The 26997-nt window shown below is 66.6% G+C and carries 29 protein-coding genes and 1 other RNA gene; 22 read left to right on the top strand and 8 right to left on the bottom strand.

Annotation, left to right across the window (positions count from 1 at the left end):
* Positions 1-35: 35 nt before the first annotated feature.
* Positions 36-1793: a hypothetical protein gene (locus QT386_RS04315; RefSeq protein WP_289272512.1), complete on the top strand. Its 1758-nt coding sequence runs from the start codon at positions 36-38 to the stop codon at positions 1791-1793.
* An 8-nt stretch (positions 1794-1801) separates the two neighbouring features.
* A complete protein-coding gene (locus QT386_RS04320) occupies positions 1802-2623 on the top strand; it encodes a TatD family hydrolase (protein ID WP_289272513.1) in 822 nt (273 codons plus the stop codon).
* A 302-nt stretch (positions 2624-2925) separates the two neighbouring features.
* Here QT386_RS04320 and QT386_RS04325 read toward each other — a convergent pair whose 3' ends face one another.
* Complete coding sequence (locus QT386_RS04325; protein WP_289272514.1) at positions 2926-4068, bottom strand: OmpA family protein; 1143 nt, start codon at positions 4066-4068, stop codon at positions 2926-2928.
* A gap of 238 nt (positions 4069-4306) precedes the next feature.
* Between QT386_RS04325 and sohB the strand changes: the two genes are divergently transcribed.
* The 9 genes from sohB to QT386_RS04370 all read left to right on the top strand — a co-directional run bounded on the left by sohB (position 4307) and on the right by QT386_RS04370 (position 10165).
* Positions 4307-5350 carry a protease SohB gene (sohB, locus tag QT386_RS04330; protein ID WP_289272515.1) on the top strand — a complete coding sequence of 348 codons (1044 nt, stop codon included), beginning with the start codon at positions 4307-4309 and terminating at the stop codon, positions 5348-5350.
* Positions 5351-5423: 73 nt separating this feature from the next.
* Positions 5424-6056 carry a YbhB/YbcL family Raf kinase inhibitor-like protein gene (locus tag QT386_RS04335; protein ID WP_289272516.1) on the top strand — a complete coding sequence of 211 codons (633 nt, stop codon included), beginning with the start codon at positions 5424-5426 and terminating at the stop codon, positions 6054-6056.
* Between the two features lie 86 nt (positions 6057-6142).
* Positions 6143-7582 carry a DegQ family serine endoprotease gene (locus tag QT386_RS04340; RefSeq protein ID WP_289272517.1) on the top strand — a complete coding sequence of 480 codons (1440 nt, stop codon included), beginning with the start codon at positions 6143-6145 and terminating at the stop codon, positions 7580-7582.
* A 99-nt stretch (positions 7583-7681) separates the two neighbouring features.
* Complete coding sequence (locus QT386_RS04345) at positions 7682-7882, top strand: hypothetical protein (protein ID WP_117291013.1); 201 nt, start codon at positions 7682-7684, stop codon at positions 7880-7882.
* A complete protein-coding gene (locus QT386_RS04350; protein WP_289272518.1) occupies positions 7879-8205 on the top strand; it encodes a cell division protein ZapA in 327 nt (108 codons plus the stop codon). Before QT386_RS04345 ends, QT386_RS04350 begins: the two co-directional genes overlap by 4 nt.
* 84 nt (positions 8206-8289) lie before the next feature.
* A non-coding RNA gene (gene ssrS, locus QT386_RS04355) (6S RNA) lies at positions 8290-8469 on the top strand.
* Between the two features lie 19 nt (positions 8470-8488).
* Positions 8489-9043 carry a 5-formyltetrahydrofolate cyclo-ligase gene (locus QT386_RS04360; protein WP_289272645.1) on the top strand — a complete coding sequence of 185 codons (555 nt, stop codon included), beginning with the start codon at positions 8489-8491 and terminating at the stop codon, positions 9041-9043.
* 4 nt (positions 9044-9047) lie between these two features.
* The gene (locus tag QT386_RS04365) at positions 9048-9500 is read left to right on the top strand and encodes an EVE domain-containing protein (RefSeq protein WP_289272519.1); all 453 of its coding nucleotides are present in this window, start codon (positions 9048-9050) and stop codon (positions 9498-9500) included.
* Positions 9501-9658: 158 nt separating this feature from the next.
* Positions 9659-10165 carry an outer membrane beta-barrel protein gene (locus tag QT386_RS04370; RefSeq protein ID WP_289272520.1) on the top strand — a complete coding sequence of 169 codons (507 nt, stop codon included), beginning with the start codon at positions 9659-9661 and terminating at the stop codon, positions 10163-10165.
* Positions 10166-10307: 142 nt separating this feature from the next.
* Here the strand turns inward: QT386_RS04370 and ilvA are convergent, their stop codons facing one another.
* Positions 10308-11867, bottom strand: a complete 1560-nt coding sequence (gene ilvA, locus QT386_RS04375) for a threonine ammonia-lyase, biosynthetic (RefSeq protein WP_289272521.1) — start codon at positions 11865-11867, stop codon at positions 10308-10310.
* A 70-nt stretch (positions 11868-11937) separates the two neighbouring features.
* Here ilvA and proC point away from each other — a divergent pair, with 70 nt between their 5' ends.
* The 6 genes from proC (at position 11938) to QT386_RS04405 (ending at position 16306) form a co-directional block, all read left to right on the top strand.
* On the top strand, positions 11938-12759 hold the full coding sequence (proC, locus tag QT386_RS04380; protein WP_289272522.1) for a pyrroline-5-carboxylate reductase: 822 nt from the start codon (positions 11938-11940) through the stop codon (positions 12757-12759).
* A gap of 9 nt (positions 12760-12768) precedes the next feature.
* Positions 12769-13323 (top strand): YggT family protein, encoded by a 555-nt coding sequence (locus QT386_RS04385; RefSeq protein ID WP_289272523.1) that lies wholly within the window; start codon positions 12769-12771, stop codon positions 13321-13323.
* The gene (locus QT386_RS04390; RefSeq protein WP_289272524.1) at positions 13320-14462 is read left to right on the top strand and encodes a homoserine O-acetyltransferase; all 1143 of its coding nucleotides are present in this window, start codon (positions 13320-13322) and stop codon (positions 14460-14462) included. The genes QT386_RS04385 and QT386_RS04390 overlap by 4 nt, the downstream gene beginning before the upstream one ends.
* Positions 14463-14470: 8 nt before the next feature.
* A complete protein-coding gene (gene metW / locus QT386_RS04395) occupies positions 14471-15079 on the top strand; it encodes a methionine biosynthesis protein MetW (protein WP_367401391.1) in 609 nt (202 codons plus the stop codon).
* A 429-nt stretch (positions 15080-15508) separates the two neighbouring features.
* Complete coding sequence (locus QT386_RS04400) at positions 15509-15808, top strand: hypothetical protein (RefSeq protein WP_289272526.1); 300 nt, start codon at positions 15509-15511, stop codon at positions 15806-15808.
* A 96-nt stretch (positions 15809-15904) separates the two neighbouring features.
* Positions 15905-16306, top strand: coding sequence for an Imm39 family immunity protein (locus tag QT386_RS04405; RefSeq protein ID WP_289272527.1), 402 nt, complete (start codon positions 15905-15907; stop codon positions 16304-16306).
* A gap of 70 nt (positions 16307-16376) precedes the next feature.
* Here the strand turns inward: QT386_RS04405 and QT386_RS04410 are convergent, their stop codons facing one another.
* The 3 genes from QT386_RS04410 to QT386_RS04420 are packed head-to-tail and all read right to left on the bottom strand — an operon-like array spanning position 16377 to position 18321.
* Entirely contained in the window at positions 16377-17273 is an 897-nt protein-coding gene (locus QT386_RS04410; protein ID WP_289272528.1) for an acyltransferase, read from the bottom strand.
* Positions 17273-17851: a nuclear transport factor 2 family protein gene (locus QT386_RS04415; protein ID WP_289272529.1), complete on the bottom strand. Its 579-nt coding sequence runs from the start codon at positions 17849-17851 to the stop codon at positions 17273-17275. Before QT386_RS04415 ends, QT386_RS04410 begins: the two co-directional genes overlap by 1 nt.
* Complete coding sequence (locus QT386_RS04420) at positions 17848-18321, bottom strand: protease complex subunit PrcB family protein (RefSeq protein ID WP_289272530.1); 474 nt, start codon at positions 18319-18321, stop codon at positions 17848-17850. Before QT386_RS04420 ends, QT386_RS04415 begins: the two co-directional genes overlap by 4 nt.
* 187 nt (positions 18322-18508) lie before the next feature.
* Between QT386_RS04420 and QT386_RS04425 the strand changes: the two genes are divergently transcribed.
* The 3 genes from QT386_RS04425 to QT386_RS23340 all read left to right on the top strand — a co-directional run bounded on the left by QT386_RS04425 (position 18509) and on the right by QT386_RS23340 (position 21875).
* Positions 18509-20311, top strand: coding sequence for a GspE/PulE family protein (locus tag QT386_RS04425; RefSeq protein ID WP_289272531.1), 1803 nt, complete (start codon positions 18509-18511; stop codon positions 20309-20311).
* Between the two features lie 70 nt (positions 20312-20381).
* A complete protein-coding gene (locus tag QT386_RS04430) occupies positions 20382-20816 on the top strand; it encodes an Hsp20/alpha crystallin family protein (RefSeq protein WP_289272532.1) in 435 nt (144 codons plus the stop codon).
* Between the two features lie 135 nt (positions 20817-20951).
* Positions 20952-21875 (top strand): DnaJ C-terminal domain-containing protein, encoded by a 924-nt coding sequence (locus tag QT386_RS23340; RefSeq protein WP_289272533.1) that lies wholly within the window; start codon positions 20952-20954, stop codon positions 21873-21875.
* Positions 21876-21958: 83 nt separating this feature from the next.
* Here the strand turns inward: QT386_RS23340 and QT386_RS04440 are convergent, their stop codons facing one another.
* Complete coding sequence (locus QT386_RS04440; RefSeq protein WP_289272534.1) at positions 21959-22969, bottom strand: class 1 fructose-bisphosphatase; 1011 nt, start codon at positions 22967-22969, stop codon at positions 21959-21961.
* A gap of 59 nt (positions 22970-23028) precedes the next feature.
* On the opposite strand from QT386_RS04440, the gene QT386_RS04445 reads away from it, so the two are divergent.
* Together QT386_RS04445 and QT386_RS04450 are read left to right on the top strand one after the other, a co-directional pair.
* The gene (locus QT386_RS04445; protein WP_289272535.1) at positions 23029-24285 is read left to right on the top strand and encodes an FAD-binding oxidoreductase; all 1257 of its coding nucleotides are present in this window, start codon (positions 23029-23031) and stop codon (positions 24283-24285) included.
* A gap of 10 nt (positions 24286-24295) precedes the next feature.
* A complete protein-coding gene (locus tag QT386_RS04450; protein ID WP_289272536.1) occupies positions 24296-24751 on the top strand; it encodes a PaaI family thioesterase in 456 nt (151 codons plus the stop codon).
* A gap of 12 nt (positions 24752-24763) precedes the next feature.
* Here the strand turns inward: QT386_RS04450 and QT386_RS04455 are convergent, their stop codons facing one another.
* Together QT386_RS04455 and groL are read right to left on the bottom strand one after the other, a co-directional pair.
* Positions 24764-25186, bottom strand: a complete 423-nt coding sequence (locus QT386_RS04455; RefSeq protein WP_289272537.1) for an SRPBCC family protein — start codon at positions 25184-25186, stop codon at positions 24764-24766.
* A 161-nt stretch (positions 25187-25347) separates the two neighbouring features.
* Complete coding sequence (gene groL, locus QT386_RS04460; protein ID WP_289272538.1) at positions 25348-26991, bottom strand: chaperonin GroEL; 1644 nt, start codon at positions 26989-26991, stop codon at positions 25348-25350.
* Positions 26992-26997 lie beyond the last annotated feature (6 nt).

Raw genomic sequence — 26997 nt, forward strand, 5'->3', positions numbered from 1 at the left:
CCCTTGTCGTTTCCGCCGACCGAAAACCGCCGACGATGAGCCCCGACTTCGCCGCACGCCACCCGCGCCTCGCCGAGCTGTTCGGCACCGACCTGCGCAGCCTGGCGCTGTTCCGCTTCCTGCTCGGCAGCATCCTGTTCTGCCTGAGCCTGGGCAGCCTCTGCGATGTATCGGCCCTGTATAGCGATGGTGGTGTGCTGCCGCGCGGCTGGGTTATGGCGTCCGACAGTCCCTGGCGCCTGTCGCTCTACTTCCTCAACGGCACCGCCTGGTTTGCCGGCCTGCTGCTGCTGGCCCAGGCCGCCCTGGCGGCGATGCTAGCCCTGGGCTGGCGCACGCGCATGGCCGCGGTGCTGGGATTCCTGCTGCAGGCCTCCCTGCTGAGCCGCGCGCCGCTGGCGGCGGGGGCCGCCGACCTGCTGCTGACCTGCCTGCTGTTCTGGGCGGCGTTCCTGCCGCTGGGCTGCCGCTGGTCGGTGGATGCCGCGCTGGCGTCCAATCCTCCGGCGCTGCAGGAGCCGCACGTCTCCTGGGCCAGCGCGGGCCTGCTGCTGCAGGTGCTGTCGGTCTACTTCTTCTCCGCCCTGCTGCGCAGCGGGCCGGAATGGCGCGAGGACGGCACGGCGCTCTACTACCTGCTGTCGCTGGACGGCCACGCCACCGCATTGGGACGCTGGCTGCTGCACTACCCGGGCCTGCTGGAGGCGCTGACCTCGGCGCTGTGGTGGCTGTCGCTACTGGCCGCCCCCTTGGCCCTGATGCCGGTGATCAGCCGACATACCCGCCGGCTGCTGCTGCCCCTGCTGGTGCTGATGCAGCTGTTCCTGCTGCTGAGCTTGAGCCAGGGCGCCCTGCCGCTGCTGGGGCTCGCCGGCCTGGTGGTCCTGGTGGGGCCCGGCTTCTGGCAGTGGGCGGCGCGCCGCAGGCCGCAGCCGGTGGGCTTGCGCATCTACCATGACCGCGAACGCCCGGCGAGCCTGCGCCACAGCCTGCTATTGCAGCAGTTCCTGATTTTGCCTCAGGCCCAGATCGCGACGGCGCAGGATGCACCCCGTGCCCGGGCATTGCTGCAGGCCAACCGTTCCTGGGTGGTGATCGACACCGACGACCAGGCCTACCTGCGCTGGGCGGCGCTGGCGGCGCTGCTGCGCCACTCTCCGCTGTTCTTCTGGCTACACCGCCCGGCCCAACTGGGGAGTGTGCAGCGCTTCGGCGATCGCCTCCACGGCTGGCTCGCCTCCCGTCCCGCCAGGCCGGCGCTGTTGCGCCGCGAGGTGGCCTGGGAGGTTTCACCGCGCTGGCAGCGCGTTGCCGCGGTGTTCCTGTGGCTGGTGCTGGGCTGGAACGCCGCCACGGCAGGCCTGCTGCCCGCAGCCACGCAGACACTGCTGGCGCCGGTCATGCAGTCCTTGCGTCTGGACCAGTCCTGGGCCCTGGATGCGCCTTCGCCGCCGCGTGAGGGCGGCTGGTTCGTCGCCGTGGGCCGTACGTCGCAAGGCCGTGAGATCGACCTACTGGAGCCGTCCTCCGCTCCCGACTTCAGCCGCCCGGCGGACTATGGCGATGGCCAGCGATGGCAGCGACTGCGCGCGCGCCTGACCCTGGACGCCTACGCCGCCCACCGCCCCTACTACGCACGCTGGCTGTGCCGCTCCTGGAACGCCGGCGAGCATGGAAAGCTCGCCAGTGTCCGCCTGGTCTACGTGCTGCGCGCCACGCCGCCGCCCGGCGGAGCAGCGGTGCCGCCAGAGCAGCGCATCCTGCTGCAGCAGGACTGCAGCGCACGCGGCTGAGGCTTGAGATGGCAGGACTCATCGACATCGGGGCGAATCTCGCCCACGACAGCTTCGACGCCGACTTCGAGCCGATGCTGCACCGGGCCTGGCAGGCCGGGCTGGAAGCGATCGTGGTCACCGGCAGTTCCTTCGACAGCAATCCGAAGGCCCTGGCCCTGGCGCGGCAGCACCCGGGGCGGCTGTATGCCACCGCCGGAGTGCATCCGCACCACGCCAGTGAGTGGGACGACGCGCACGCAGCGCAGATCCGCGAGCTGGCGCGGCATCCCGAGGTGGTATCGCTGGGTGAATGTGGCCTGGACTACAACCGAAACTATTCCCCGCATGCCAACCAGCAGCGCGCCTTCCGCGCGCAACTGGATATCGCGGTGGAGACCGGCAAGCCGCTGTTCCTTCACCAGCGCGACGCCCATGTCGACTTCCTCGGCATCCTGCGCGAGTACCGCCCGCAACTGGGCGCGGTGGTGGTGCACTGCTTCACCGATACCCGTGAGGCGATGCGGGACTACCTGTCGCTGGATTGCCATATCGGCATCACCGGCTGGGTCTGCGACGAGCGCCGCGGCAAGGCGCTGTACGAGGCGGTGGTCGGCATCCCGGACGATCGGTTGCTGATCGAGACCGACGCGCCCTACCTGCTGCCGCGCAATGCGACGCGCGCCGAGGATGGGCAGCAGTGGCGCCCCCGAGGCGGCGAGCGCCGCAACGAGCCTGCGGCACTCCCGTGGGTGGTGAAGGCCCTGGCCCAGGCGCGCGGCCAGAGCGAGGAGCATGTGGCGGCCATCAGTCGCGACAACGCGCGGCGGTTCTTCGGGCTCGACGCCTAGTCCGGCCGGCAACCCGTGCAGGGAATCTGCCCCGCAGCGTGTCGGCGAAGGCCGGCTACATCCTGAGGTTGGTTACCCCCGAGGGACTGGGGGCCGGCTTTCGCCGGCATGACGCGCCTCGGCGTCCGCAGCCCTGAGCGGACACCCTCCAAGCGCGTTCAAATGAATCCGTGCCCCTGCGGCCTCGCGCCCCAGCGTGTGTCAGGCCCACATCCCAAACGACCCGCACGATTCCGTCACGCCCAAAGAAAAACCCCCGCCATCGCTGGCGGGGGTTTTTTTACTGCTGCCAACCGGGGCGATTACTCGCCGCGGGTGCGAACCTCAACGCGACGGTTCTGGGCGCGGCCCTCGTCGGTCTCGTTGGTCGCGACCGGCTTGGACTCGCCGTAGGCGTAGGTGTTGACGCGCTTCGCATCGACGCCCTTGCGGGTCAGGTACTGCTTGACCGAGTTGGCGCGGCGTTCGGACAGGGCCTGGTTGTAGCCGTCGGTGCCGATCCAGTCGGTGTGGCCGGAGACGTCAACCTTGAGGCTCGGGTACTGCTGCGACAGACCACCGATGGCCTTGGACGCGTTGTCCAGGATCGAGCGGGCGTAGTCGGTCAGGTCGGAGCGGTCGAACTCGAAGTGGACGTCCTCGAAGCGGCGGTTCGGGCCTTCACCGGGGCCATCCTTCGGGCAGCCGCTGGAATCGACCTTCACACCCTTCGGGGTGCCCGGGCACTTGTCGAGCGCATCCGGGATGCCGTCGCCGTCGGAATCGACCGGGCAGCCCTTGGAATCAACCTTCACGCCCTTCGGGGTGTTGGGGCACAGGTCCGCGTCATCCGGAACGCCGTCGCCGTCCGCATCCGGACCGCCGGCATCGCCCGCGCCGCCGGTCTTGGAACCGAGGGCGGCCACCAGACCGATCTTGACGACCGGCTCGAGCAGGGAGTTGTCCAGACCCGGGATATCGGTGTCGACATAGCGATAGCGCACGTCGGCACGCAGGCCGTAGCGGCTCTCGTCGCCGAAGTACTTGAAGAAGCCGACGCCCAGGGTGCCGAACGGATCGGTGTCCTCCGGCTGGCCGGCAGCGGTCTTGTTCTGGTTCTTCATGGCGCCGACGCCGAGGCTGACGTAGGGCGAGAAGGCGCGATCGCGCGAGTAGAAGAACAGGGCATCCAGGTGGCCGCCCAGCTCACGGAAATCATTGGTGCCGCCATTCTCGGCCTGGAACTGGTTCCAGAAGCCGCCGAATTCCACGCCCCAATGCTTGCTCAGGGCCTTGCCGGCGCTGAACGCATAACCATTGCCGTTGTCCGAAGCACGGTCGGCCTGGTCGGCTATGACGGCCTGGTAGCCGCCGAAGAGGTAGGGGCGCGTCTCGTCGGCCGCGACCGCCGGCAGCGTGATCGCCACCATGGCCAGGGTCAGAGCTGCGCGGGTTGTCTTATTCATTTTGAATCTCCAACCTGAAGATGAAAGCTGCCAAGAGTAGGCGGGGGTAATGACCCGCAAGCAAGTGCATTATGCATTTGCTTGTTGCAGCGCAGCAATACCCCTTGCGGAGTCTTTAACTGACTGAAAATATACTTGGATGCCCATTCAGGCTCCCCCGTCAGTGGATTTTGCCTGCGCTTCGGCGGATTTACCAGTCCTTTTTCCAGTCTTTTGATGATCTTCCAACGGATTTCCTGTGACCGAATTCCTTGCTGCATATGGTTTGTTCCTGGCCAAGACCCTGACCTGGACGGCGGCCCTGCTGGCTGTTGCCGCGGGGCTGGTGGCGATTCTGCGGAGTGCCCGGTCCGGCCAGGGGCCGGACCGGCTGGAGGTGCGAAATCTCAATGAACGCTACGAGCAGATGGCGGAAATCCTGAATGCCGACCTGCTGTCTGAATCTGAATTCAAGACCTTGCAAAAGCAGCAGAAGGCCGAGGAGAAGGCACGCCGCAAGGCCGGGAAGCGCGGGGAGCCGGCACCCCGCCCGCGCGTATTTGCCCTGAGTTTCGACGGCGACATCGCCGCCCACGCGGTGGATTCGCTGCGCGAGGAGATTAGCGCCCTGCTGCAGGTGGCCCGCGACAGCGACGAGGTGCTGCTGCGCCTGGAGAGCGAAGGCGGCATGGTGCACGCCTATGGCCTGGCAGCCTCGCAGTTGCAGCGCATCCGCAGCCGCGGCCTGAAGCTGACGGTGGCGATCGACAAGGTGGCGGCCAGCGGCGGCTACATGATGGCCTGCGTGGCGGACCGCATCCTGGCGGCGCCCTTCGCCATCGTCGGCTCGATCGGCGTGGTGGCCCAGTTGCCCAACTTCCACCGGGTGCTGAAGAAGCATGAGATCGATGTGGAGCTGCATACGGCGGGCGAGTTCAAGCGCACGCTGACGGTGTTCGGCGAGAACACCGAGGCCGGCCGTGAGAAGTTCCGCGAGGAGTTGGAGCAGACCCACCTGCTGTTCAAGTCCTTCGTCTCGGGCAACCGGCCACAGCTGGAGATCGACCGCGTGGCCACCGGCGAGCATTGGTACGGCAGCCAGGCCCTGGACCTGAAGCTGATCGACAAGCTGCAGACCAGCGACGACTATCTGCTGGAGCGCAAGGCCGATGCCGACCTGTACGAACTGAGCTTCAAGCGCCGCCACCCGCTGTCCGAACGGCTGGCACAGGGGCTGGTGCGGCTGGGCATGGGCCTGCGCGGCGGCATGGAGAAGGCCTGGTCCAGCCCCGCTCGCGGCTGAGCCACTCTTGAAACGGCCGCGACAGGCCGCAACCTGAATCCCCGACTGGCAACAAAAGAACCTGGAGAAGGACATGAAACTGACCAGCACGAGTTTCCGCAACAACGGCGTACTCCCCGGCCGCCTGGCGTTCTGCGTCAAGGACCCCAAGCATCGGGTACGCCTGTCGAAGAACCTCAACCCCCAGCTGGCCTGGTCCGGCGCGCCGGAGGGGACGAAGTCCTTCGTGTTGCTGTGCGTGGACGGCGACGTGCCGACCCGCCCGGACGACGTCAACCAGCCGGGCCGCGAGGTGCCCTTCGACCTGCCGCGCGGCGAGTTCCTGCACTGGGCGGTGGTGGATATCCCGGCGGACGTGGCCGAGATTGCCGAGGGCAGCTGCTCCCATGGCGTGACCGCCCGCGGCAAGACCGCCCCGGCTGGCCCGGAAGGCAGCCGCCAGGGCCAGAACGACTACACCGGCTGGTTCAAGGGCGACGCCGCGATGGAGGGCAGCTACCTGGGCTATGACGGCCCCTGCCCGCCCTGGAACGACTCGCGCGTCCACCACTACCGCTTCGAACTCTATGCCACCGACCTGGAGTCGGCGCCGGTGAAGGGCGCCTTCGGCCTGGCCGAGGTGCGCAAGGCCCTGGACGGCCACGTGCTGGCCCAGGCCCGCCTGAACGGACGCTACAGCCTGAATCCGCGCTTCAGCCTGAAATAAGCACGCCACGGCAGGAAACTCGCTGCAGGCTGCAAGGTCATAGCGATCGCCGCCCGTTGGCGGCTCTTTCCAGAGAACCACCCGACATGTCACGCAATTTTGCGATCAAAATCTTTGCGCCGCTGGCCGTTTCGGCCTCGATCATCGGCGCTGCGGCATTGCTGTCCGGCAATCCCCAGGCGGCTCGCGCCGACCTGCCGCCGGTCGGGGCCGTGGTCCAGGCCGTACCCCCCGTCCAGCAAGGCGTGCCGTCGCTGGCGCCCATGCTCAAGGTGGTGATGCCAGCGGTGGTCAACATCTCGGTCACCTCCAAGGTCGAAATCCAGAACCCGCTGATGCAGGACCCCTTCTTCCGCCGCTTCTTCGGCGCGCCAGAGCAACAGCAGCAGCCGCAGGAACGCGAGTCCCAGGCCATCGGCTCCGGCGTGGTGGTGGACGCCGCCAAGGGTTACGTGTTGACCAACAGCCACGTGGTGGCCGAGGCCGAGAGCATCTCGGTGCGCCTCAGCGACGACCGTGAATTCGAGGCCAAGCTGATCGGCAAGGACCCGGACACCGACGTGGCCGTGCTGCAGATCAAGGCGGACAACCTGACGGCGCTGAAGATGGCGGACTCCGACCAGCTGCAGGTGGGTGATTTCGTGGTGGCCATCGGCTCGCCGTTCGGCCTGCGCCAGACCGTGACCTCCGGCATCGTCTCGGGCCTGTCGCGCCAGACCGGCATCAGCGAGGGCGGCTACGAGGATTTCATCCAGACCGACGCCTCGATCAACCCGGGCAATTCCGGCGGCGCGCTGGTCAACCTGCGCGGTGAGCTGGTCGGCATCCCCAGCAACATCCTGTCGCGCTCAGGCGGCAACATTGGCATCGGCTTCGCGATCCCCACCAACCTGGCGCGCGAGGTCATGAACCAACTGGTGTCCAATGGCGAGATCCAGCGCGGTCGCATCGGCATCAACGGCCAGGACCTGACCCCGGACCTGGCCAAGGCCTTCGGCCTGACCAGCACCCGCGGCGCGGTCATTACCCGCGTGCTGCCCAAGTCGCCCGCCGACAAGGCCGGCCTGAAATCCGAGGACGTGATCCTGGAGGCCAACGGCCGCGCCGTCGACAACTTCGCCCAGTTGCGCAACCGCGTAGGCCTGATGCGCATCGGCGACAAGGTGACGCTCAAGGTGCTGCGCGAAGGCAAGCCGCGCGAGCTGACGGTCAGCATCGGCAAGGAGGAAGAGATCGCCGCCGATACGGCCAACCTGCATCCGCAGCTCAAAGGCGCCACCTTTGCCCCGCTGGACGAGGCGGCCCGCCAGAACGCTGGCGATACCCGCGGCGTGCTGGTGCAGGCGGTGGAGCCCCGCTCCCCGGCAGCCCGCGCCGGCCTGCGTCCGGGCGACATCGTGATCGCGGTCAACCGCCGCCCGGTCCAGGACCTGGAGGACTTCTCCAAGCTGGCCAACCCCAAGGCAACGGAACTGCTGCTGCACGTGCGCCGTGGCCCGGGAGCGCTGTTCATCCTGATCCGCTGAGGGTGACGGGGAGGCCCTTGTAGGGCACCCCCAACTGTCTAAGAGTGGGCGACGGTCTTATACTCAAGGCCGTCGCCCATTTTTTTGCCCGTGACCGGCATGCTCGAAGAAGAAGTCCAACAGCTCGAGGAACGCACGCAGCGCCTGCTGGCCGCCTACCGGCAGGCCCGGCTGGAACAGAAGCGTGCCCTGCAGGAGCGTGATCGCCTGCTGGCGCTCAACGCTGAATTGCGCCGCCGGATCGAGGGCATCGTCGAGAGAGTCCGCATGCTGGAATCCGAGCAGGAGTCGCCCCAATGAGCCCGACGCCCAAGGACCACAAGGACGAACCCCTGAGCGTGACCGTGCGCATCATGGGCAAGGAATACGCCGTGGCCTGTCCGCCCGAGGAACACGAGGCGCTGGTCAAGTCGGCCGACTACCTCAACGAGCGCATGAGCACCATCCGCAAGCGCGGCAAGGCGTTGGGCAGCGAGCGCATCGCGGTGATGGCCGCCCTGAACATTGCGCGCGAACTGCTTGAACTCAAAGGCGTCGAAGGTGTGACCCAGGTCAACCCGGAAGCACTGGCCAAGCTGCGCCAGATGTCGCTGGACATCGACTCCACGCTGTCTTTGGAGTAAGCGCTCGTCGGTGGCCGCCACACGGTGCGTTGAAGCCGACGACGGAACATCTGCGGAGACATTCGATGGTATCCTTGCACCAGGTGTCTCCTGCGGTGTGCGATGTCGGCTTGGTACCCTTGAGCCTATTTAAACACCCAGGGAGCTTTATCCGTGGCTGGCGTGCAGGCCCACCCCGTAGTGGGAAGCCCAAAGCCCGGTGCGGCGCCCACTTGAGACTCAGTCTCAAGGTCAAAAGTCGATGACGGCACTGGCGGGAGACACCGCTGATTCCAAGGCACAGCTGCGGCGCGAATACCGCCGCCGCCGTGCCGCGCTGGCGCCGGCCGAGCGCCGCCGCGCCGCCAAACGCGCCGCCCGCCGCCTGGCCGCCAGCCCGCTGTTCCGCCGCTCGCGCCATCTGGCGCTGTATCTGGCCCACGGCAGCGAACTCGATACCGAACCCTTGCTGCAACGCTGCCGCGCCGCTGGCAAGACCGTGTACGTGCCGCGTGTGCTGGACGGGCATCGCCTGCACTTCGAGCAGCTACCCCTTTCCGCCCGCATGCGCCGCAACCGCTACGGCATCCGCGAACCGGCGCTGCGGGGCAAGCGGCGCGGCGCGGCGGGCCTGGACCTGGTGCTGTTGCCGCTGAGCGCTTTCGATGCGCAGGGGCACCGCCTGGGTGCCGGCGGCGGCTACTACGATCGCGCCTTTGCGATGCGGCGTGGCGGCGGTCCCTGGCTGGTGGGCTACGCCTATGCGCTGCAACAGGCGCCGGCGCTGCCAGCGGAACCCTGGGACGTGCGGCTGGATGCCGTCGTCACCGACAAGACCTTTCTCGTATTCAGGAGCTGATGCGATGGCCTACTGGCTGATGAAGTCGGAACCCGACTGTTTCTCAATCGACGACCTCAAGGGGAAGAAGACCGCGCCCTGGGACGGTGTGCGTAACTACCAGGTGCGCAACATGTTCCGCGACGACATGAAGCCCGGCGACAAGGCCCTGTTCTATCACTCGTCCTGCGAGGTGCCGGGCGTCTACGGCATCATGAAGATCGCGTCGGTGGCCTACCCCGATCCGACGCAGTTCGACCCCAAGTCGGACCATTACGACCCCAAGTCGAAGCAGGAAGAGCCACGCTGGCTACTGGTGGACGTGAGCTTCGAGCGCAAGCTCAAGCGCCCGGTCACGCTGGCACAGATGCGCGACGACAAGAGGCTGGCCAACTTCCGCCTGCTCGCCACCGGCAATCGCCTCTCGGTGATCCCGGTTGGCAAGGAGCACTGGGACCATATCCTGTCGCTGGAGTGAGACGGCTTTCTGCAAGGAGCTGACAAGCCAACCCTGCATCCGGCATGCATGCGCCGCTGCACAGGACGCTGGGCCCGACCCATTGGTTCCCTCCGTTCAGCGTCGAGCAAGGCGCTGCGTCACAGTCTTGGATCTCCACAAGCACATGGAGGTGCGACATGCGGATCAGGACGATGGCTGCAGCGGTGATGTTGATGACGATGGCAGGTACCGCTGCGGCGGCCGAGATGGGCGGTTACCTCGGCGCCAGCTATGGTCGCGCCAGCTTCGACAACGATAACTTCGACGGTTCCGACGACGGCTACAAGATCATGGCCGGCGGCTATGCCGGCATCATCGGCGGCGAAATCGGCTACGTGAACTTCGGCAACCTGGGCGGCAACAGTGATGGCCCGGACGCCAAGGCCTGGACGCTGGCCGTGACGGCGGGCATCCCGCTGGGCGAGATCGCGCGCATCTACGGCAAGGTTGGCTACGCCTTCGCTGAAGTCGACGGCCAGAACGTGAGCCAGGAGATCGACGACGACAAGGACAACCTGTTCTACGGTGCGGGTTTGACCTTCCCGATCGCACAGAGCTTTGCGCTCAAGGCCGAATACGAACGCTACGAGGTGGGTCGCTCGGATCTCGACATGGTCTCCGCCGGCCTGGAGTTCCGCTTCTAGCCCAAGACGGGACAGGGACGAGGGACTGGCCAGGGACGGCCGGGCACCTGTGCCCTCCGCCAAGGAATAAGCCCGCGGGTGCCATGCATCCGCGGGCTTCTTTGCGCATGGCTCCAGGCCGGGTGAACGGCCCGGTTACCGCTCAGGGCTGGGTGCCCAGGAACAGCTTGTAGGCGGGGTTGTCGCTCTCCTCGACATACTCGTAGCCGAGTTCGTCAAGCGAGCGGCGGCACTCGGCCCATTCCTTCTTCGGCACCTGCAGCCCGCAGAGCACGCGCCCGTAGGCGGCGCCGTGGTTGCGGTAGTGGAACAGCGAGATATTCCAACGCGAGCCCACCGCCTGCAGGAAATCCAGCGCGGCGCCGGGGCGCTCGGGGAATTCGAAGCGGAACAGGCGCTCGTCGGCCAGTCCCGGGCAGCGTCCGCCGACCATGAAACGCACGTGCAGCTTGGCCATCTCGTTGCCGGTCATGTCGGTCACGGAATAGCCAGCCTCGCGCAGGCCCGCGAGCAGCGCCTCGCGCTCGGCCTGGCCCTCGGTCAGCTTCACGCCGACGAAGATGTGGGCCTCCCGGGCCGAGGCAAAGCGGTAGTTGAACTCGGTGACGGTACGCCGCCCGATATGCTTGAGGAAGGCCTTGAAGCTGCCCGGCTTCTCCGGGATGGTCACGGCGAGCAGGGCCTCGGCCTCGTCGCCCAGCTCGGCGCGCTCGGCAATGTGGCGCAGGCGGTCGAAGTTGACGTTGGCGCCGGAGATGACGGCCGCCAGGGTCTTGCCGGTGACACCCCTCTCCTGCACCCAGCGCTTGATGCCGGCCACGGCCAGGGCCCCCGCCGGCTCCGGCAGGGCGCGCTTCTCGTAGAACATGTCGCGAATGGCGGCGCTGATCTCGTCGACGCTGACCTGGATGGTCTCGTCCACCAGGTGGCGGGCGACGCGGAAGGTCTCTTCGCCGATCTGCTTGACCGCGACGCCGTCGGCGAACAGCCCCACCTGCGGCAGCGTGACACGGCGGCCGGCCTTCCAGGCGGCATCGAAGCAGTTGGAGTCCTGCGGCTCCACGGCGATGATGCGGGTCTTGGGGCTCACCGCCTTGATCCAGGCCGCGACGCCGGCCAGCAGGCCGCCGCCGCCCACGGGCACGAACACGGCGTCTATCGGCTCCGGGTGCTGTTCCAGCATCTCCTTGGCGATGGTCCCCTGCCCCGCGATCACTTCCGGATCGTCGTAGGGGTGGACCATGGTCATGCCCTTCTCTTCCACCAGCTTCAGGGCGTGCTCGCGGGCGTCGTCGTAGGCGTCGCCGTGCAGGATGGCCTTGCCGCCCAGCGCCTTGACCGAGTCCACCTTCAGCTGCGGGGTGGTGCGCGGCATCACGATCCAGGCCGTCAGGCCCAGGCGTTTGGCGGCGAGGGCCACGCCCTGGGCGTGGTTGCCGGCGGAGGCGGTGATGACCCCGCGGGCGCGCTCGGCGTCGCTGAGCTTGGCGATCTTGTTGTAGGCCCCGCGCAGCTTGAAGGAATAGACCGGCTGCAGGTCCTCGCGCTTGAGCAGCACACGGTTCTGCAGGCGCGCCGACAGCTTGGGCGCTTCCTCGAAGGGGGAGACGATGGCGACGTCGTAGACCCGGGCCGCCTCGATGCGGCTGCGGTAGCTGGACAGGAGCTTCTGGACGTCCGCGGAGGGCTTTTTCTGGCTCATAGTGTTAGCGGGCAGGGTGCAATATCATACGCTCCCTTTTTGCGCACCCTGCCGGACGCCCCCTAGAACGATGCTGCAGACGATTGCCTTCATTGGCGGTGGAAACATGGCGGCCAGCCTGATCGGCGGCCTGATCGCCGCCGGCCACCCGGTGGAACGCCTGCGTGTGGCGGAACCCGTGGCCGAGCGCGCCGAATGGCTGCGCCGGCAGTTCGGCCTGGAGGTTCGCTCCACGGCCGCGGAGGTGGTGCCCGGTGCCGGCGCCCTGGTGCTGGCGGTCAAGCCGCAGCAGATGGGCGAAGCCCTGGCCGGCCTGCAGGCCGACCCCGGCTGTGTGGTGATCTCCGTGGCGGCCGGCGTGCGCCTGGCCCGGCTGCGCCGCGCCCTGGGCGAGGCCGCCCACTACGTGCGCACCATGCCCAACACCCCGGCCCTGATCGGCAAGGGCATCACCGGCCTGTATGCCGTGGAGGGCACCCCTGCCCCGGCCCGTGAACTGGCCGAGACGGTGCTGGCCACGGCCGGCGCCACGGTGTGGCTGAAGCGCGAGGAAGACATCGACGCCGTCACGGCGCTGTCCGGCTCCGGCCCGGCCTATTTCTTCCTGCTGACCGAAGCCCTGCGCGAGGCCGGCGAGAAGCTGGGCCTGGACCGCGACACCGCCGCCCGCCTGGCGCTGCACACCTTTGCCGGCTCGGCGCAGATGGCGGCCACCGAGGGCGCGCGCGACGTGGTGGAGCTGCGCAGCCAGGTGACCTCCAAGGGCGGCACCACCGAGGCGGCCGTGAAGTCGCTGGAGGCTGCCGGCCTGCGCCGCAGCTTCGACGAGGCCCTGGCCGCCGCGGCCAACCGCAGCCGCGAGTTGGGCGACCTGCTCGACGCACAATCCTGAGGAAAGACCATGGGCGCCAACGCGACCAACGCGCTGTACTTCCTCGTCACGGCGGTGTTCGACATCGTGATGTGGCTGTTCCTGCTGCGCGTGATCCTGCAATACGTGCGCGCGGACTTCTACAACCCGCTGTCGCAGATGATCTTCAAGGCCACGCGCTACCCGGCCGATTCGCTGCGCCGGGTGCTGCCGCCCTGGCGCAACCTCAACCTCGGCGTGCTGCTGGTGGTGTTCCTGATCGCGCTGGTCTACGTGCACACGATCAGCGGCATCCTGAACCTGCGCCTGAGCCGCTACCCGGCGATGTGGTACGCGCTGCTCAAGCTGATCACCATGACGCTCAACCTGTACACGCTGACCATTGCCATCCAGGCGATCCTGTCCTGGCTCGGCCCGGGCGTGAACAACCCGGCCAGCAACGTGCTGTGGAGCATGAACGAGCCGCTGCTGCGCCCGGTGCGCCGCCTGTTGCCGCAGTCTGGACTGGACCTGTCACCGCTGGTGGTAGCCCTGGCACTGCAGGTGGTGGTGCGGCTGGTGCCGCTGCCCGGCATGTTCCGATGAGCGAAGCCTACCCTGCCGACTCGGTCGGCCTGGTACAGCCCTTCAAGGTCCTGATCCGGCATCCGCTGGCACTGGACTGCGGCCGCACGCTACCGCAGCACGAGCTGATGGTGGAGACCTACGGCCAGCTCAACGCGGCGCATTCCAACGCGATCCTGATCTGCCATGCGCTGTCCGGTGACCATCACGTGGCCGGCTACCACGAGGGCGCCAAGAAGCCGGGCTGGTGGGACAACTGCGTGGGCCCGGGCAAGCCGATCGACACCAACCGCTTCTTCGTGGTTGCGCTCAACAATCTCGGCGGCTGCCGCGGTTCCACCGGACCCAATACGATCAACCCGGAGACCGGCAAGCCCTGGGGGCCCGATTTCCCGCTGGTAACGGCCCGCGACTGGGTGCGTTCGCAGGCGCTGCTGGCCGACGAATTGGGCATCCAGAGCTGGGCCGCGATCATCGGCGGCAGCCTGGGCGGCATGCAGGTGATGCAGTGGACCCTCGAGTTCCCGGAACGCGTGCGCCACGCCTGCGTGATCGCCGCCGCACCGAAGATCTCGGCACAGAATATCGCCTTCAACGAGATCGCCCGCCAGGCGATCCTGTCGGACCCGGAATTCCACGGCGGCCATTTCTACGAGCAGGGCGTGGTGCCGGCGCGCGGGCTGAAGCTGGCGCGCATGCTGGGCCACATCACCTACCTGTCGGACGAGGCCATGCGCGCCAAGTTCGGCCGCGAGCTGAAGACGGCCGTGCCCAGCTACAACTTCGACGTCGAGTTCGAGGTGGAGAGCTACCTGCGCTACCAGGGGCAGTCCTTCGTGGACCGCTTCGACGCCAACACCTACCTGATCATGACCAAGGCGCTGGATTACTTCGACCCGGCGCGCGAGTACGGCAACGACCTGGCGGCGGCCTTCCGCCGTGCCAGCGCGCGCTTCCTGGTGGTGGCCTTCTCGTCGGACTGGCGCTTCTCGCCGCAACGCTCGCGCGAGATCGTCAAGGCGCTGGTCGATGCCGGCCGCGACGTGTCCTACGCGCTCATCGACTCGCAATTGGGTCATGACGACTTCCTGATGCCGATCCCGCAGTACCACCGCGTGCTGCGCGGCTACCTGGCCCGCGTGGCTCAGGAGACCGCATGACCACTGCCCTGCGTCCCGACCTTGCGCTGATCTGCGACTGGATCAAGCCGGGCTCGCGCATCCTCGACCTGGGCTGCGGCGACGGCGAGCTCCTGGCGCACTTGGCGCGCACGCACCAGGTCACCGGCTACGGCCTGGAGATCGACCCCGAGAAGGTCGCCTCCTGCGTCGAGCAGGGCATCAACGTGATCCAGGCCGATCTCGACGAGGGCCTCAAGGGCTTCGAGTCGCAGTCGTTCGACTACGTGGTGATGACGCAGGCGCTGCAGGCGTTGCAACGACCGGACCTGGCGATCGAGGAGATCCTGCGCGTCGGCCGCTTCGGCATCGTCACCTTCCCCAACTTCGGGCACTGGCGCGTGCGCATGGGCCTGGCCCAGGGTCACATGCCGGTGACGCCGACGCTCAACGAGCGCTGGTACGACACGCCGAACATCCACCTCTGCTCGGTGGACGATTTCGAGCGGCTCTGCGAGGACATCGGCTGGCGCATCCTGGACCGCCGCATGCTCAACCGCAGCCACCGCGAGGGCTGGCGCATCCGCCTGCGGCCGAACCTGTTCGGTGAGGTGGCGATGTACCTGCTGCAGGACAAGGAGCCAGCACCGGACCGATAGGTGTTGGGTGATTGCTGAAACGGAAAAGGCCCGCGACGCGGGCCTTTTTGCTTCCAGAAGCTTGCATGAACCTCGTCCCCGCTCATCCCGATACCTGATTCGGCCATCAGACTAACCATCGATTCACTGCCTGCTTGTCGCCGCAACGCGGAGGCGCGATAGTGGAGCAAGCATCAGAAAGGTTCAGCCCGTTCTAGCGGCCATTTCCAAATCGATATGGAAGGAGAAATCCATGACGTGTAACTCGACGGTGATTGCTTCTACGTCAAGGACTTGCCAGCACTTGCCCCAGATTAGGCATCAGAATGAAATCTAATTGGCGCTGGGCCTCATGAAACTCAAATACGATCTGGCTTCTCCTGCTCCGCCAAGCGAGATCGCGCGCCTGCGTCACGGCTTCCCCGGCTTGCCTTCCGACTATCTTGATTTTTGGCGCGTTCAAATGGTGGTGAGGGTTTTGTTGGTGTCGAGCCTGGCTACTTCGCATTGTGGCCGTCGGAAGACATTCCGGTCGCCAGCGATCAGTATCAGATAAATATCTATTGTCCCGAATTTATTGCGGTAGGGAGCAATGGCGGCGGAGAGTTATTCGTCTTTGCTCTTTCGGGCACGCCTAAGGGGCTGCATATGGTTCCCGCTATAGGTATGGACCCTAATGATATCTGGTTAGTCGCGCCAACATTCTCGGCGTTCGAGGCCGCGTTTGGCGGCGACTGCGAGAATCCATGATGCAGGACCGTCGACCCAACAGCAGGTTCCAGTGGGACGCCATCGCCTTCGGTGAGGCCGCCCCTGAACCTAAGCGTTGAGCCGCGAAGAACGACCATGAGCATTGAAGAGAAGAGGCGCCAGTTGCTTGTTGGCGGTTCGTCCACCCAGCGAGGCATGGCGCCTCGTAACGTAGGGCAAGCCACATTGCGCGCCCGGAACAACATTGAAGCAGAGCTAGAGAAGCACAACTTCCTGGGCAGCGCCCCGTTCAAGACAGTCAGCTTGATCATGCGATATGTCGATGTGGAGAACCTCAACCCCGAGGGGTGGGACATCAACAAAAAGCACAGCACTTTGAATCTTGCTGTTTCGCTTGATGGCCCACGGCTTAAATCCATGACTGAAGAAGAGCTTGAACTGGCGCTGCGCCTTGCGATGATTGAGGTTCTTTGCGATGTTGCCGCGAACTACGATCTTCCGTACGAATTTCTAGATCGCATGCGAGCTTCTTCATGAGTATCCGGGGAGTCGTGGCCCAAGAAGTTCTTCAAGCCGACGCGGCTGCACCGCGCGGCTTAATCTAGGCTTACTGCCCCGCCAGGATTTCCCCGACGCGCCGGTCCTTGCGCTCCCACAACTCACCGATCCAGGCCTGGAAGCGCTGGCGGAAGGCGGGGTCGTTCTCGTAGTCGCCGTTGTAAAGCTCGTGCGGAATCTTCAATTGGCGCACCTCGACGATGACCTTGGGCACCTGGCCTGACATGAGCCCCCAGATGCCCTGGGCGCCGCCCGGGTAGACGATGGTGATGTCCAGCAGGGAGTTCAGGCGCTCGCCGAAGGCGTTCATGGCGAAGGCGAAGCCGCCGGCCTTGGGCTTGAGCAGGTGCTGGTAGGGCGACTGCTGCTGGCTGTGCTTGGCGCGCGTGAAACGGGTACCTTCCAGGAAGTTGAGCACCATCACCGGCTGGTTGCGGAACTTCTGGCAGGCGCGCTTGGTGGTCTCCACGTCCTTGCCGCGCAGTTCCGGATGCCTGGCCAGCTTCTCGGCGCTGTAGCGCTTCATGAAGGGGTAGTCCAGGCCCCACCAGGCCAGCCCCAGTAACGGCACCCAGATCAGTTCCTGCTTGATGAAGAACTTGAAGAACGGTGCGCGGTGGCCGAAGGTCTTCATCAGCACGACGATGTCGTTCCAGCTCTGGTGGTTGGCGCAGGCCAGGTACTGGCCCCGCGGGTCGAGCTGCCCTTCGACCCGGATGTCCCACTCGGTCTTCATCAGCGTGCCGACGGCCCAGCTGTTGATGCCGGCCCAGGTCTGGGCCAGAGCGGCGGTCCAGCGCGACACGGCATCGCGCGGCGCGCCGGAGGGGGTGACTAGCTTGACCAGGATCAGCAGGTACACCGGCACGATCCAGAAGCAGGTGTTGATCACCAGGAAGCTGAAGATGACGGCGCCGAGCAGCGGCGCGGGCAGGAATTGCAGCATCACTCCCCCTGGGGAAGGTTCGGCGCCGTCGGCGCGGATTCAGGTGCCGGTGCCGGCACGGAGGCCGGAACTGGGGGCACGGCCGCCTTGGGCGGCAGTTCCGGCAGGTCTTCGCCCTCGGCGCGCGGGTGCGCCGAGCGGTGGATGTGCACGATCTTCCAGCCCAGGTCGGTGCGCCGCAGCACCAGGGTCTCGGTGTTGACCAACGCCAGCTTCTGCTCGCCGAAATCACCCGTCACGAAACTCAGCGTCAGCACCCAGGCGACATTGCCGTCTTCCCAGGCGTCGCGCCGCAGGACCTCGCGCTTCACCAGGCTGGCGAAGGTCATGTCGTTGGGCATGGAACCCGCGGCATAAGCATCTCGCCCGCGCTCGACGAAGCCCTGCTCGTAGATCATCAGGTCCGAGGCCAGGTACTGGACCGCGCCCTTGCGGTCGCCGCTGGCCAGGGCGGCCTGGAAGGCGTCCACCACTTCGGTGGGCACCATGCCCGGCTTTGCGGCGGGCGCGGCGGTTTGCGCCGCGGCCGGCAGCATCACCGCCGACAGCAGTAGCCCCCACAGGCGACGCAGGCTCATGGCGCCGCCGCGACGCTGCCGCGCAGGCGGCCGTCCTGGTCGACGATCTCGATGGTGTCGTAGCCCTCCCGCGGCAGACTGACCAGCACGCAGGGGCTGGTGATGGCCTGGGTGGACATGTCGTCCGCGCCCGGGGCCACGAAGGTGCCGCGCAGGATCAGGTCGCCGCTGCGGCGGCCGGCCAAACGGCTGATCGCCAAGCCGTAGCCGCCACTGTTGCGCTCTCCCATCTCCACCAGCGCAAAGGGGCCCTGCGGCAGGCGGGCGCCATTGAAGTCCACGCCGCGCTGCTCCTGCCAGGCCGTGACGGCGGCGGTATCCCGCAGCAGGCTGATGCGCGTTTCGGGCCCCTGGCTGTTGCACTGGGAGGACCGCGCCACCTCGCTGACCTCGACCGAGCTCTCTCGCTGCAGCAGGCCGCCGGCACAGGCGCTCAGCCCGAGGCTGAGCAGCAGGATTCCATACTTCATAGACGCATCCCTCTTGCAGGCCGCGGCCCGGAGGCCACAGCATGATCCAGTCGATCAGGCCGCCGATGCGGCGGCGTACGGGCGGAATTGTGCGGTGCAAAAGCGGGTGGGGCAAATCCTGCGGGGACCATGGGGCGGAACGGTATCGCTTCACAGGCCTCCGGCGCCGGGGTGTAAAGTTGGCGGGATGAACAGACCCATCCCTGAACACCGCCTGGACCTGCCGGAACTGCTCGATGCCCTGCTCGCCGACGGACTGGTAACGCGCGAGGCCACCCGGGAACTGCATATCCGCCTGGCCAGCCACCCCGATACGCGCCATCCGCTGGCGGTGATCGCGTCCGCGGACTGGGACAACCCGCAGATGCCGGGCCGCAAGCTGACCCTTGAGGTGCTGACGCAGTGGCTCGCCAAGCGGGCCGAACTGCCCTACCTGCGCATCGACCCCTTGTCGATCGATGTGGGCAAGGTCACCTCGGTGGTGTCCTACGCGTTCGCGACGCGCGCCCGGATCCTGCCGGTGAAGGTCACCGCCGACGAGGTGGTGCTGGCCACCAGCGAGCCGTACCTGCGCGAGTGGGAGCGCGACCTCCAGCCTCATCTCAAGCAGCAGATCCGCCGCGTGCTGGCCAACCCACTGGACGTGGAGCGCTACCTGGTGGAGTTCTACGCCCTGGCGCGCTCGGTGAAAGCGAGCCAGAAGGAAAGGGCCAGCGGCCCGGCCCTGGGCAGCGTGCAGAACCTGGAACAACTGACCCAGCTCGGGCGCAGCGGCAAGCTCACGGCGGACGATCACCATGTCGTCGCGATCGTCGACTGGTTGTTGCAGTACGCCTTCGAGCAACGTGCCAGCGACATCCATATCGAGCCACGCCGTGACGCCACCAACGTGCGCTTCCGTATCGACGGCGTGCTGCACGATGTCTACCAGGTGCCGGCCACTGTCGGTACCGCCGTGACCAGCCGCCTCAAGATCCTGGCGCGCCTGGACGTGGCGGAGAAACGCAAGCCTCAGGACGGCCGCATCAAGACGCGCTCGCCCGACGGCAAGGAGATCGAACTGCGCGTGTCCTCGTTGCCGACGGCGTTTGGCGAGAAGCTGGTGTTGCGCATCTTCGATCCGGAAGTGCTGGTGAAGGATTTCGCCGAACTGGGTTTTGCGGGCAACGATGGCGTGCGTTGGCAGGGCATGATCGACCAGCCCCACGGCATCATCCTGGTCACCGGCCCTACCGGCTCGGGCAAAACCACCACGCTGTATTCGACGCTGAGACACCTGGCGACCTCCGAGGTGAATGTCTGCACGATCGAGGACCCGATCGAGTTGGTGGAACCGCGCTTCAACCAGATGCAGGTGCATCCTGGCATCGACCTGACCTTTGCCTCCGGCGTGCGCGCGCTGATGCGCCAGGACCCGGACATCATCATGGTGGGCGAAATCCGTGATCTGGAAACCGCCGAGGTGGCGATACAGGCGGCGCTCACTGGACATCTGGTGCTGTCGACACTGCACACCAACGACGCGCCCAGCGCGGTGACCCGCCTGCTCGACCTTGGCGTACCTTCGTACCTGCTACGCTCGACCTTGCTCGGCGTGGTGGCGCAGCGACTGCTGCGCAAGCTGTGCAAGCACTGCAAGAAGCCGGTGGAACCCGATGTAAGCGCCTGGCAGGAACTGGTGGGTGGAGCGAGCATCGAACCGCCGAAGCAGATTCACCAAGCCGTGGGTTGCCTGGAGTGCCGTGAGACCGGCTATCTCGGACGCACGGGCATCTACGAGATGCTGACCATGACCCCGGGCCTCAAGGAAGCGATCCGCGACGACGCCGATCCGGTACACCTGCGCGATGCCGCGATGCGCAGCGGGATGATGCCTCTGCGCGTGGCCGGCAGCCAGAAGGTGTGGACCGGCATGACCACGGTAGAGGAAGTGATCCGCACGACCCCTCCTCCACCGCCGCGTGCTGCCGAGCCGGTCAAGGGGTCTTGAAATCGAGAATGCGATCCTCACCTTCAAAGTCAACGGCGACGGTCGCCGAACTGATCTGAGGAGGTTGTACATGAGCATTCTTCGCTACGAGCCCTGGGGCCTGCACCAGGCGCTGTTCCGTGAGTTCAACCGCGCGGTCGATCGCGCTGCACAAGACGATTCCAGCGGCGCCACCGCCGACTGGGCGCCGGCCGTGGACATCGAGGAGTACGCCGACAGGTTCGTGCTCACTGCCGATGTGCCGGGTGTCGATCCGGCGACGATCGAGCTCACGCTGGAGAAAGGCGTGCTGACGCTCAGCGGCAGCCGCGCTGCGGCCGCGGAGCCGGCGGGCGTCGAACGTCGCCGCGTCGAGCGTGCCACCGGCCGCTTCCACCGCCGCTTCGCATTGCCGGACACGGTGGACTCCGAGGCCGTCAGCGCCACCAACCGCAACGGCGTGCTCCAGATCACGATCCCCAAGCGCCCGCAGGCCCAGGCTCGCAAGATCGCGGTCACGCACTGAAGCGGCAGGCGGTATCCAGGCCGTATCGGGCGGGGCGCGAAAGCGCCCCGTTTTTCGTTGGTCCGCCACCTTGCACGCGCGCCGGTGCATCCCCATCTATGATGGCGATACCTTCACCCTTTTCCCGGAAGCACAGTGGAATACAAGGACTACTACAAGATTCTCGGCGTCGCACGTTCTGCCTCGGCAGACGAGATCAAGCGCGCCTATCGCAAGCTGGCACGTGAGTACCACCCGGACAAGAACAAGGCCGCGGGTGCAGAGGACAAGTTCAAGGAGATCAACGAGGCCAACGAGGTCCTGAGCGACGCCGAAAAGCGCAAGGCCTACGACACCTTGGGCCCCAACTGGAAAGGCGGCCAGCAGTTCACGCCACCGCCGGGCTGGGAGTCGATGTTCGGTGCCGGCGGCGGCCGCGGCCCGCGCGGCGGCGCCCGTGGCGGCCCGGGCTTCGGTGGTGGCGCTGGCGGCGGCAACTTCTCCGACTTCTTCTCGACACTGTTCGGCGGCCAGATGGGCGGCGGCGGCTTCGAGGACATGGGCGGCGGCTTCGGCGGCGGTGCGCCGCAGCCCAGCCGCGCCAAGATCGCCATCGCGCTGGAAGACTCCTACGAGGGAGCGCAGAAGACGCTGTCGGTCAACGGCCGCACGCTCAACGTGCGCATCCCCAAGGGCGTGACCGCCGGCCAGTCGATCCGCTTGTCCGGCCAGGGCAGCCATGGAGGCGACCTGCTGCTGGAGATCGAGTTCGCGCCGAGCGAACGCTTCAAGCTCGACGGCCGCAACGTCACCGTGCACGTGAACCTGGCTCCCTGGGAGGCCGCACTGGGCGCCAAGGTGCCGGTGCCGACGCTGGGCGGCACGGTGGAACTGACCATCCCCGCCGGCACGCAGACCGGCCGCAAGCTGCGCCTGAAGGGCCGTGGCCTGCCCGGCACGCCGGCGGGCGACCAGATCGTCAGCCTGCAGATCGTCACGCCGCCGGCCGAAGGCGACGAGGACAAGGCGTTCTACGAGGAGATGGCGAAGCGGTACGCGGGGTTTGATCCGCGCGCTTGATCCTGCAGCAGCCAGATTGCCGGCTCCCGCGAGAACGAAAAAGCCCCGCTTCAGCGGGGCTTTTTCGTTGCAGCAACGACGGCTTACTTGCCCGCCGCCTCGAGGTGATAGCGCGTGGCCACCTCGATCTCGTTCTTCGAGCCGAGGAACACCGGCACGCGCTGGTGCAGAGCGGTGGGCTGCACGTCGAGCATGCGCTGCAGGCCCGTGGTGGAAGCGCCGCCGGCCTGCTCGACGATGAAGCTCATCGGGTTGGCCTCGTACATCAGGCGCAGCTTGCCTGGCTTGCTGGTGTCCTTGAGATCCTTGGGGTAGATGAAGACACCGCCACGAGTCAGGATGCGGTGCACATCGGCCACCATGGAGGCGACCCAGCGCATGTTGAAGTCCTTGCCGCGCGGGCCGGTCTTGCCGGCCAGGAGTTCGGCGATGTACTTCTTCATCGGCTCCTCCCAGTGGCGCTGGTTGGACATGTTGATGGCGAATTCCTTGGTGTCCTCGGGGATCTTCATGCCCCGCTTGGTCATCAGGAAGCTGCCCAGTTCGCGGTCCAGGGTGAACTCATGCGTGCCGTTGCCCACGGTCAGCACCAGCAGGGTGCTGGGGCCGTAGACGGTGTAGCCGGCGCAGACCTGCGTGCTGCCCTTCTGCAGGTAGTGCTCGACTTCCGGGTCGGTGACGCCATCCGGGCAGTGCAGTACCGAGAAGATGGTGCCGACGCTGATGTTGACGTCGATGTTGGACGAGCCGTCCAGCGGATCGTAGAGCAGCAGGAAGTTGCCCTTGGGATAGACGTTCGGAATCTTGACCGGGTCGTCCATTTCCTCGGAGGCGCAGCCGGCCAGGTGGCCGCCCCACTCGTTGGCTTCCAGCAGGATCTCGTTGGACAGCACGTCGAGCTTCTTTTGTGCCTCGCCCTGGATGTTGCCGGTCCCGGCATCGCCCAGCACGCCGCCGAGGGCGCCCTTGCCGATGGAGTGGGAGATGCTCTTGCAGGCACGAGCGACGACCTCGATCAGCAGGCGCAGGTCGGCGTTGATGCGGCCGGCGCGCTGCTCCTCGATCAGGTAGCGGGTCAGGGAAATCGGTTTCATGGATTACGCGGTTGGGGTGAGGTGGCGCATTTTAGCGCGCCTGAGGGCATCATTCGCACATGAACTCCCGCAACACCGATGTGCTGATCCTCGGCGGGGGGGTAATCGGCCTGGTTTCCGCCCTGCGCCTGCTCCAGGCCGGCCGCAGCGTTACCATCCTGGAACGCAAGACGGTGGGAGCCGGCAGCTCCCACGGCAACTGCGGCACCATCACCCCCAGCCATGCCGCCCCCTTGGCGGCCCCCGGCGTCATCCAGCTGGCCCTGAAGTGGATGACCCAGGCCGATGCGCCCTTCTATGTCCGCCCCCGGGCCGACTGGCGGCTGCTGGGCTGGCTGACGCGCTTCGCCCGCCGCGCCAACGGCCGGGACTACCTGGCCGGCATGCACGCCAAGGCCCTGCTGCTGAACCGCTCCCGGGCCCTGCTGGAGCAACTGGTACGGGACGAGGGCCTGGCCTGCGAGTTCGAGACCGGCGGCACCATGTACGTGTTCCGCGATCTGCAGGCCATGGAGCTGGCCAACCCGCTGCTGGAGCCGCTGCGGGCCGAGGGCGTAGAGGCCCGGATCGTGGATGGCGCGGAGGCGCGGAGGCTGGAGCCGGCGCTGAACGACAGCATCGTGGGGGGGCACTACTACCACTACGACGCCCACCTGCGCCCGGAGCGGTACGTGGACGAGCTGGCGCGGCGCGTGCGTGAACTGGGCGGCCTGATCCTGGAGGGCCAGGAGATCAGCGGGTTCGAGAGCGAGGCAGGACGGCTGACGGCCGTGGTGACGGCCGCGGGCCAGCGCCATGCCGGACGCGAGGTCCTGATGGCCCTGGGGGCCTGGTCGCCGCTGATGGGCCGCCAGCTGCGCCTGGACCTGCCGATCCAGCCCGGCAAGGGCTACTCGATCACCATGAAGAACCCCAAGTCCTGGCCGCGGCTGCCGCTGGTGCTCAAGGAGCGCGGCGTCTGCGTGACCGGCTGGGAGAGCGGTTACCGCCTGGGCAGCACCATGGAATTCTCGGGCTACGACGACTCGCTCAACCGCACCCGGCTGGACGCGCTGCGCCGCGCCGCCGGGGAGTACCTGCGCAACCCGCTGGGCCAGGAGGTGCGCGAGGAGTGGTTCGGCTGGCGCCCGATGGTCTACGACGATCTGCCCCTGATCGGCCGTGCGCCGCGCTGGGACAATCTCTGGCTGGCTACCGGCCATGGCATGCTCGGCGTGACGATGTCGGCGGTGACCGGCGAACTGATCAGCCAGCTCATCACCGGCGCCGCCCCCAGCATCGACCCGAAGATCGTCGCACCCGGCCGCTTTGCCTGAGAACCCGCCCATGGACCGCATCAACCCGGACTACACCGCCGCGCTGTACGAGCTGGTCAACGGGGCGGCATTCCCCAAGCACATCGCCTTCCGCCTGGCGCAGATCGATTTCGACAGCTGCCGTATCGACCTGGACGTGCTGCCGCAGCATTTCCAGCCTTTCGGCATCGTCCATGGCGGCGTGCTGGCGACGCTGATCGACACCGCGACGTTCTGGGCCGGCTTCATGCGCCTGCCGGCCGATGCGGGGCTGGTGAACGTGGACCTGAAGCTCAACTACCTGAAACCGGCCATGGGCGGCCTGCTGAAGGCCGAGGGCCGCTGCATCCGCCCGGGGCGGCAGATCAGCTACACCGAGGCCTACGTGCGCGACGAGAAGGGCGAGTTGCTGGCCCATGGCACGTCGACGCTGATGGCCCTGCCCGGCAAGGGGCTGAAGATCACGGCGGCGAAGTTCCTGGGCTGAACCAGGCTCCGCCTAGACGCCGATCCGCGGCAGCAGCTGCTTCCACACATCGACGTGCTCCTGCGCATGCTGCGCGGAGGGCAGGCCATCATGGGTCAGCGTGAGGCGCGTTCCCTGCCCCTGCGGCTGCAGGTCCAGCGTGATGATGGACTCGCGCAGGTCGGTGCCTGGGGATATCCAGGTGAACATCAGGCGGCTGGGGCGATCGATCTCCAGGTAGGCGCCGCGCAGCGGCACCTCATCGCCCGCGCACTGCAAGCGTATCTCGAAGGCACCGCCGACACGCCGGTCAATCTCGACGCCACTCGGGGGCTCCGCCTCCATGCGCAGCCATTGCGACAACGCCTCCGGCCGTAGCCAGGAGTCGAAGACCTCGCCCAGCGGCAGGCCGTAGTCGTGACTGACGCTGACGCTGTGGAGAACCGGTCGCTGCATGCTGCCTTCTCCTCTATACCGTCTAGAGCGGCTGGAGCCATTCAAGCAATTCCGGATGACAGAAACAACAAGGCCCCGTTTCCGGGGCCTTGCTGATACTACGGACCGCTTGTTTTGAAAGTCGTGGCCAGGACGGCCACGTCTTTCATCAGGGACGATTATTAAAAATCGCCCATGCCGCCCATGCCACCCATGCCGCCACCGGCCGGCATCGCCGGTTCGGACTTCTGCGGCAGCTCGGCGATCATGGCTTCGGTGGTCAGCAGCAGGCCAGCGACCGAGGCGGCGTTCTGGAGGGCCAGACGCGTGACCTTGGCCGGGTCGATGATGCCCATCTCGATCATGTCGCCGTACTCGCCGGAACCGGCGTTGTAGCCGAACGAACCCTTGCCGTCCGCAACCTTGTTCAGGATGACGGAGGACTCTTCACCCGCGTTCTTCACGATCTGGCGCAGGGGCTCCTGGATGGCACGGCGCAGGATGTTGATGCCGACCGTCTGGTCGTCATTGGCACCCTTGAGCTTCTCCAGGACCTTGGCAGCGCGGACCAGCATGACGCCGCCGCCGGCGACGATGCCTTCCTCGACGGCCGCACGGGTGGCGTGCAGGGCGTCTTCCACGCGGGCCTTCTTTTCCTTCATCTCGACTTCGGTGGCAGCGCCTACCTTGATGACGGCCACGCCGCCGGACAGCTTGGCCAGGCGCTCCTGCAGCTTCTCGCGGTCGTAGTCGCTGGTGGAGGCGTCAACCTGGGCGCGGATTTCCTTGATGCGGGCGGCAATCGTTTCCTTCTTGCCGGCGCCGTCGATGACGGTGCTGTTTTCCTTCTCGATCTGCACGCGCTTGGCGGTGCCCAGGTCGTTCAGGGTGGCCTTCTCGAGCGACAGGCCCAGCTCCTCGGTGATGACGGTGCCGCCGGTCAGGATGGCGATGTCCTTCAGCATTTCCTTGCGGCGGTCGCCGAAGCCCGGGGCCTTGACGGCGGAAACCTTCAGGATGCCGCGCAGGTTGTTCACGACCAGGGTGGCCAGGGCTTCGCCCTCGACGTCCTCGGCGATGATCAGCAGCGGGCGACCCTGCTTGGCGACGCCTTCCAGCACCGGCAGCAGCTCGCGGATGTTGGAGATCTTCTTGTCCGTGATCAGGATCAGCGGGCTGTCCAGCTCGCACTGCTGCGACTGGGCATTGTTGATGAAGTACGGCGACAGGTAGCCGCGGTCGAACTGCATACCCTCGACGACGTCGAGTTCGTTGGCCAGGGACTTGCCCTCTTCAACGGTGATGACGCCTTCCTTGCCGACCTTGTCCATCGCATCGGCGATGATCTTGCCGATCTCTTCGTCGGCATTGGCGGACACGGTGCCGACCTGGGCAATGGCCGTGCGGTCCTTGCAGGGGGTGGCGTGCTTCTTGATCTCGGCGGTGACGGCCTCGACGGCCTTGTCGATGCCGCGCTTGATGTCCATCGGGTCGACGCCGGCGGTGACCGACTTCAGGCCTTCGTTGACGATGGCCTGGGCCAGCACGGTGGCGGTGGTGGTGCCGTCGCCGGCCTCATCGGAGGTCTTGGAAGCGACTTCCTTGACCAGCTGGGCACCCATGTTCTCGAACTTGTCCTTCAGCTCGATTTCCTTGGCGACGGAGACGCCGTCCTTGGTGACGGTGGGGGCGCCGAAGCTCTTGTCGAGCACGACGTTGCGGCCCTTGGGGCCCAGGGTGACCTTGACGGCGTTGGCGAGAACGTTGACGCCGGCGACCATGCGCGAACGGGCGTCATCACCAAACTTGACTTCTTTAGCAGCCATTGTTTA

It is taken from the genome of Solimonas sp. SE-A11, assembly GCF_030345715.1.
GTDB lineage: Bacteria > Pseudomonadota > Gammaproteobacteria > Nevskiales > Nevskiaceae > Solimonas_A.

Excerpts from the sequence above, each read along its gene's own strand:
- QT386_RS04315 (WP_289272512.1), top strand. The coding sequence starts at position 36 with ATGAGCCCCGACTTCGCCGCACGCCACCCGCGCCTCGCCGAGCTGTTC.
- QT386_RS04320 (WP_289272513.1), top strand. The coding sequence starts at position 1,802 with ATGGCAGGACTCATCGACATCGGGGCGAATCTCGCCCACGACAGCTTC.
- QT386_RS04325 (WP_289272514.1), bottom strand. The coding sequence starts at position 4,068 with ATGAATAAGACAACCCGCGCAGCTCTGACCCTGGCCATGGTGGCGATC.
- QT386_RS04335 (WP_289272516.1), top strand. The coding sequence starts at position 5,424 with ATGAAACTGACCAGCACGAGTTTCCGCAACAACGGCGTACTCCCCGGC.
- QT386_RS04340 (WP_289272517.1), top strand. The coding sequence starts at position 6,143 with ATGTCACGCAATTTTGCGATCAAAATCTTTGCGCCGCTGGCCGTTTCG.
- QT386_RS04345 (WP_117291013.1), top strand. The coding sequence starts at position 7,682 with ATGCTCGAAGAAGAAGTCCAACAGCTCGAGGAACGCACGCAGCGCCTG.
- QT386_RS04350 (WP_289272518.1), top strand. The coding sequence starts at position 7,879 with ATGAGCCCGACGCCCAAGGACCACAAGGACGAACCCCTGAGCGTGACC.
- QT386_RS04365 (WP_289272519.1), top strand. The coding sequence starts at position 9,048 with ATGGCCTACTGGCTGATGAAGTCGGAACCCGACTGTTTCTCAATCGAC.
- QT386_RS04370 (WP_289272520.1), top strand. The coding sequence starts at position 9,659 with ATGCGGATCAGGACGATGGCTGCAGCGGTGATGTTGATGACGATGGCA.
- ilvA (WP_289272521.1), bottom strand. The coding sequence starts at position 11,867 with ATGAGCCAGAAAAAGCCCTCCGCGGACGTCCAGAAGCTCCTGTCCAGC.
- proC (WP_289272522.1), top strand. The coding sequence starts at position 11,938 with ATGCTGCAGACGATTGCCTTCATTGGCGGTGGAAACATGGCGGCCAGC.
- QT386_RS04385 (WP_289272523.1), top strand. The coding sequence starts at position 12,769 with ATGGGCGCCAACGCGACCAACGCGCTGTACTTCCTCGTCACGGCGGTG.
- QT386_RS04390 (WP_289272524.1), top strand. The coding sequence starts at position 13,320 with ATGAGCGAAGCCTACCCTGCCGACTCGGTCGGCCTGGTACAGCCCTTC.
- QT386_RS04405 (WP_289272527.1), top strand. The coding sequence starts at position 15,905 with ATGAGCATTGAAGAGAAGAGGCGCCAGTTGCTTGTTGGCGGTTCGTCC.
- QT386_RS04410 (WP_289272528.1), bottom strand. The coding sequence starts at position 17,273 with ATGCTGCAATTCCTGCCCGCGCCGCTGCTCGGCGCCGTCATCTTCAGC.
- QT386_RS04415 (WP_289272529.1), bottom strand. The coding sequence starts at position 17,851 with ATGAGCCTGCGTCGCCTGTGGGGGCTACTGCTGTCGGCGGTGATGCTG.
- QT386_RS04420 (WP_289272530.1), bottom strand. The coding sequence starts at position 18,321 with ATGAAGTATGGAATCCTGCTGCTCAGCCTCGGGCTGAGCGCCTGTGCC.
- QT386_RS04425 (WP_289272531.1), top strand. The coding sequence starts at position 18,509 with ATGAACAGACCCATCCCTGAACACCGCCTGGACCTGCCGGAACTGCTC.
- QT386_RS04430 (WP_289272532.1), top strand. The coding sequence starts at position 20,382 with ATGAGCATTCTTCGCTACGAGCCCTGGGGCCTGCACCAGGCGCTGTTC.
- QT386_RS04440 (WP_289272534.1), bottom strand. The coding sequence starts at position 22,969 with ATGAAACCGATTTCCCTGACCCGCTACCTGATCGAGGAGCAGCGCGCC.
- QT386_RS04445 (WP_289272535.1), top strand. The coding sequence starts at position 23,029 with ATGAACTCCCGCAACACCGATGTGCTGATCCTCGGCGGGGGGGTAATC.
- QT386_RS04450 (WP_289272536.1), top strand. The coding sequence starts at position 24,296 with ATGGACCGCATCAACCCGGACTACACCGCCGCGCTGTACGAGCTGGTC.
- QT386_RS04455 (WP_289272537.1), bottom strand. The coding sequence starts at position 25,186 with ATGCAGCGACCGGTTCTCCACAGCGTCAGCGTCAGTCACGACTACGGC.
- groL (WP_289272538.1), bottom strand. The coding sequence starts at position 26,991 with ATGGCTGCTAAAGAAGTCAAGTTTGGTGATGACGCCCGTTCGCGCATG.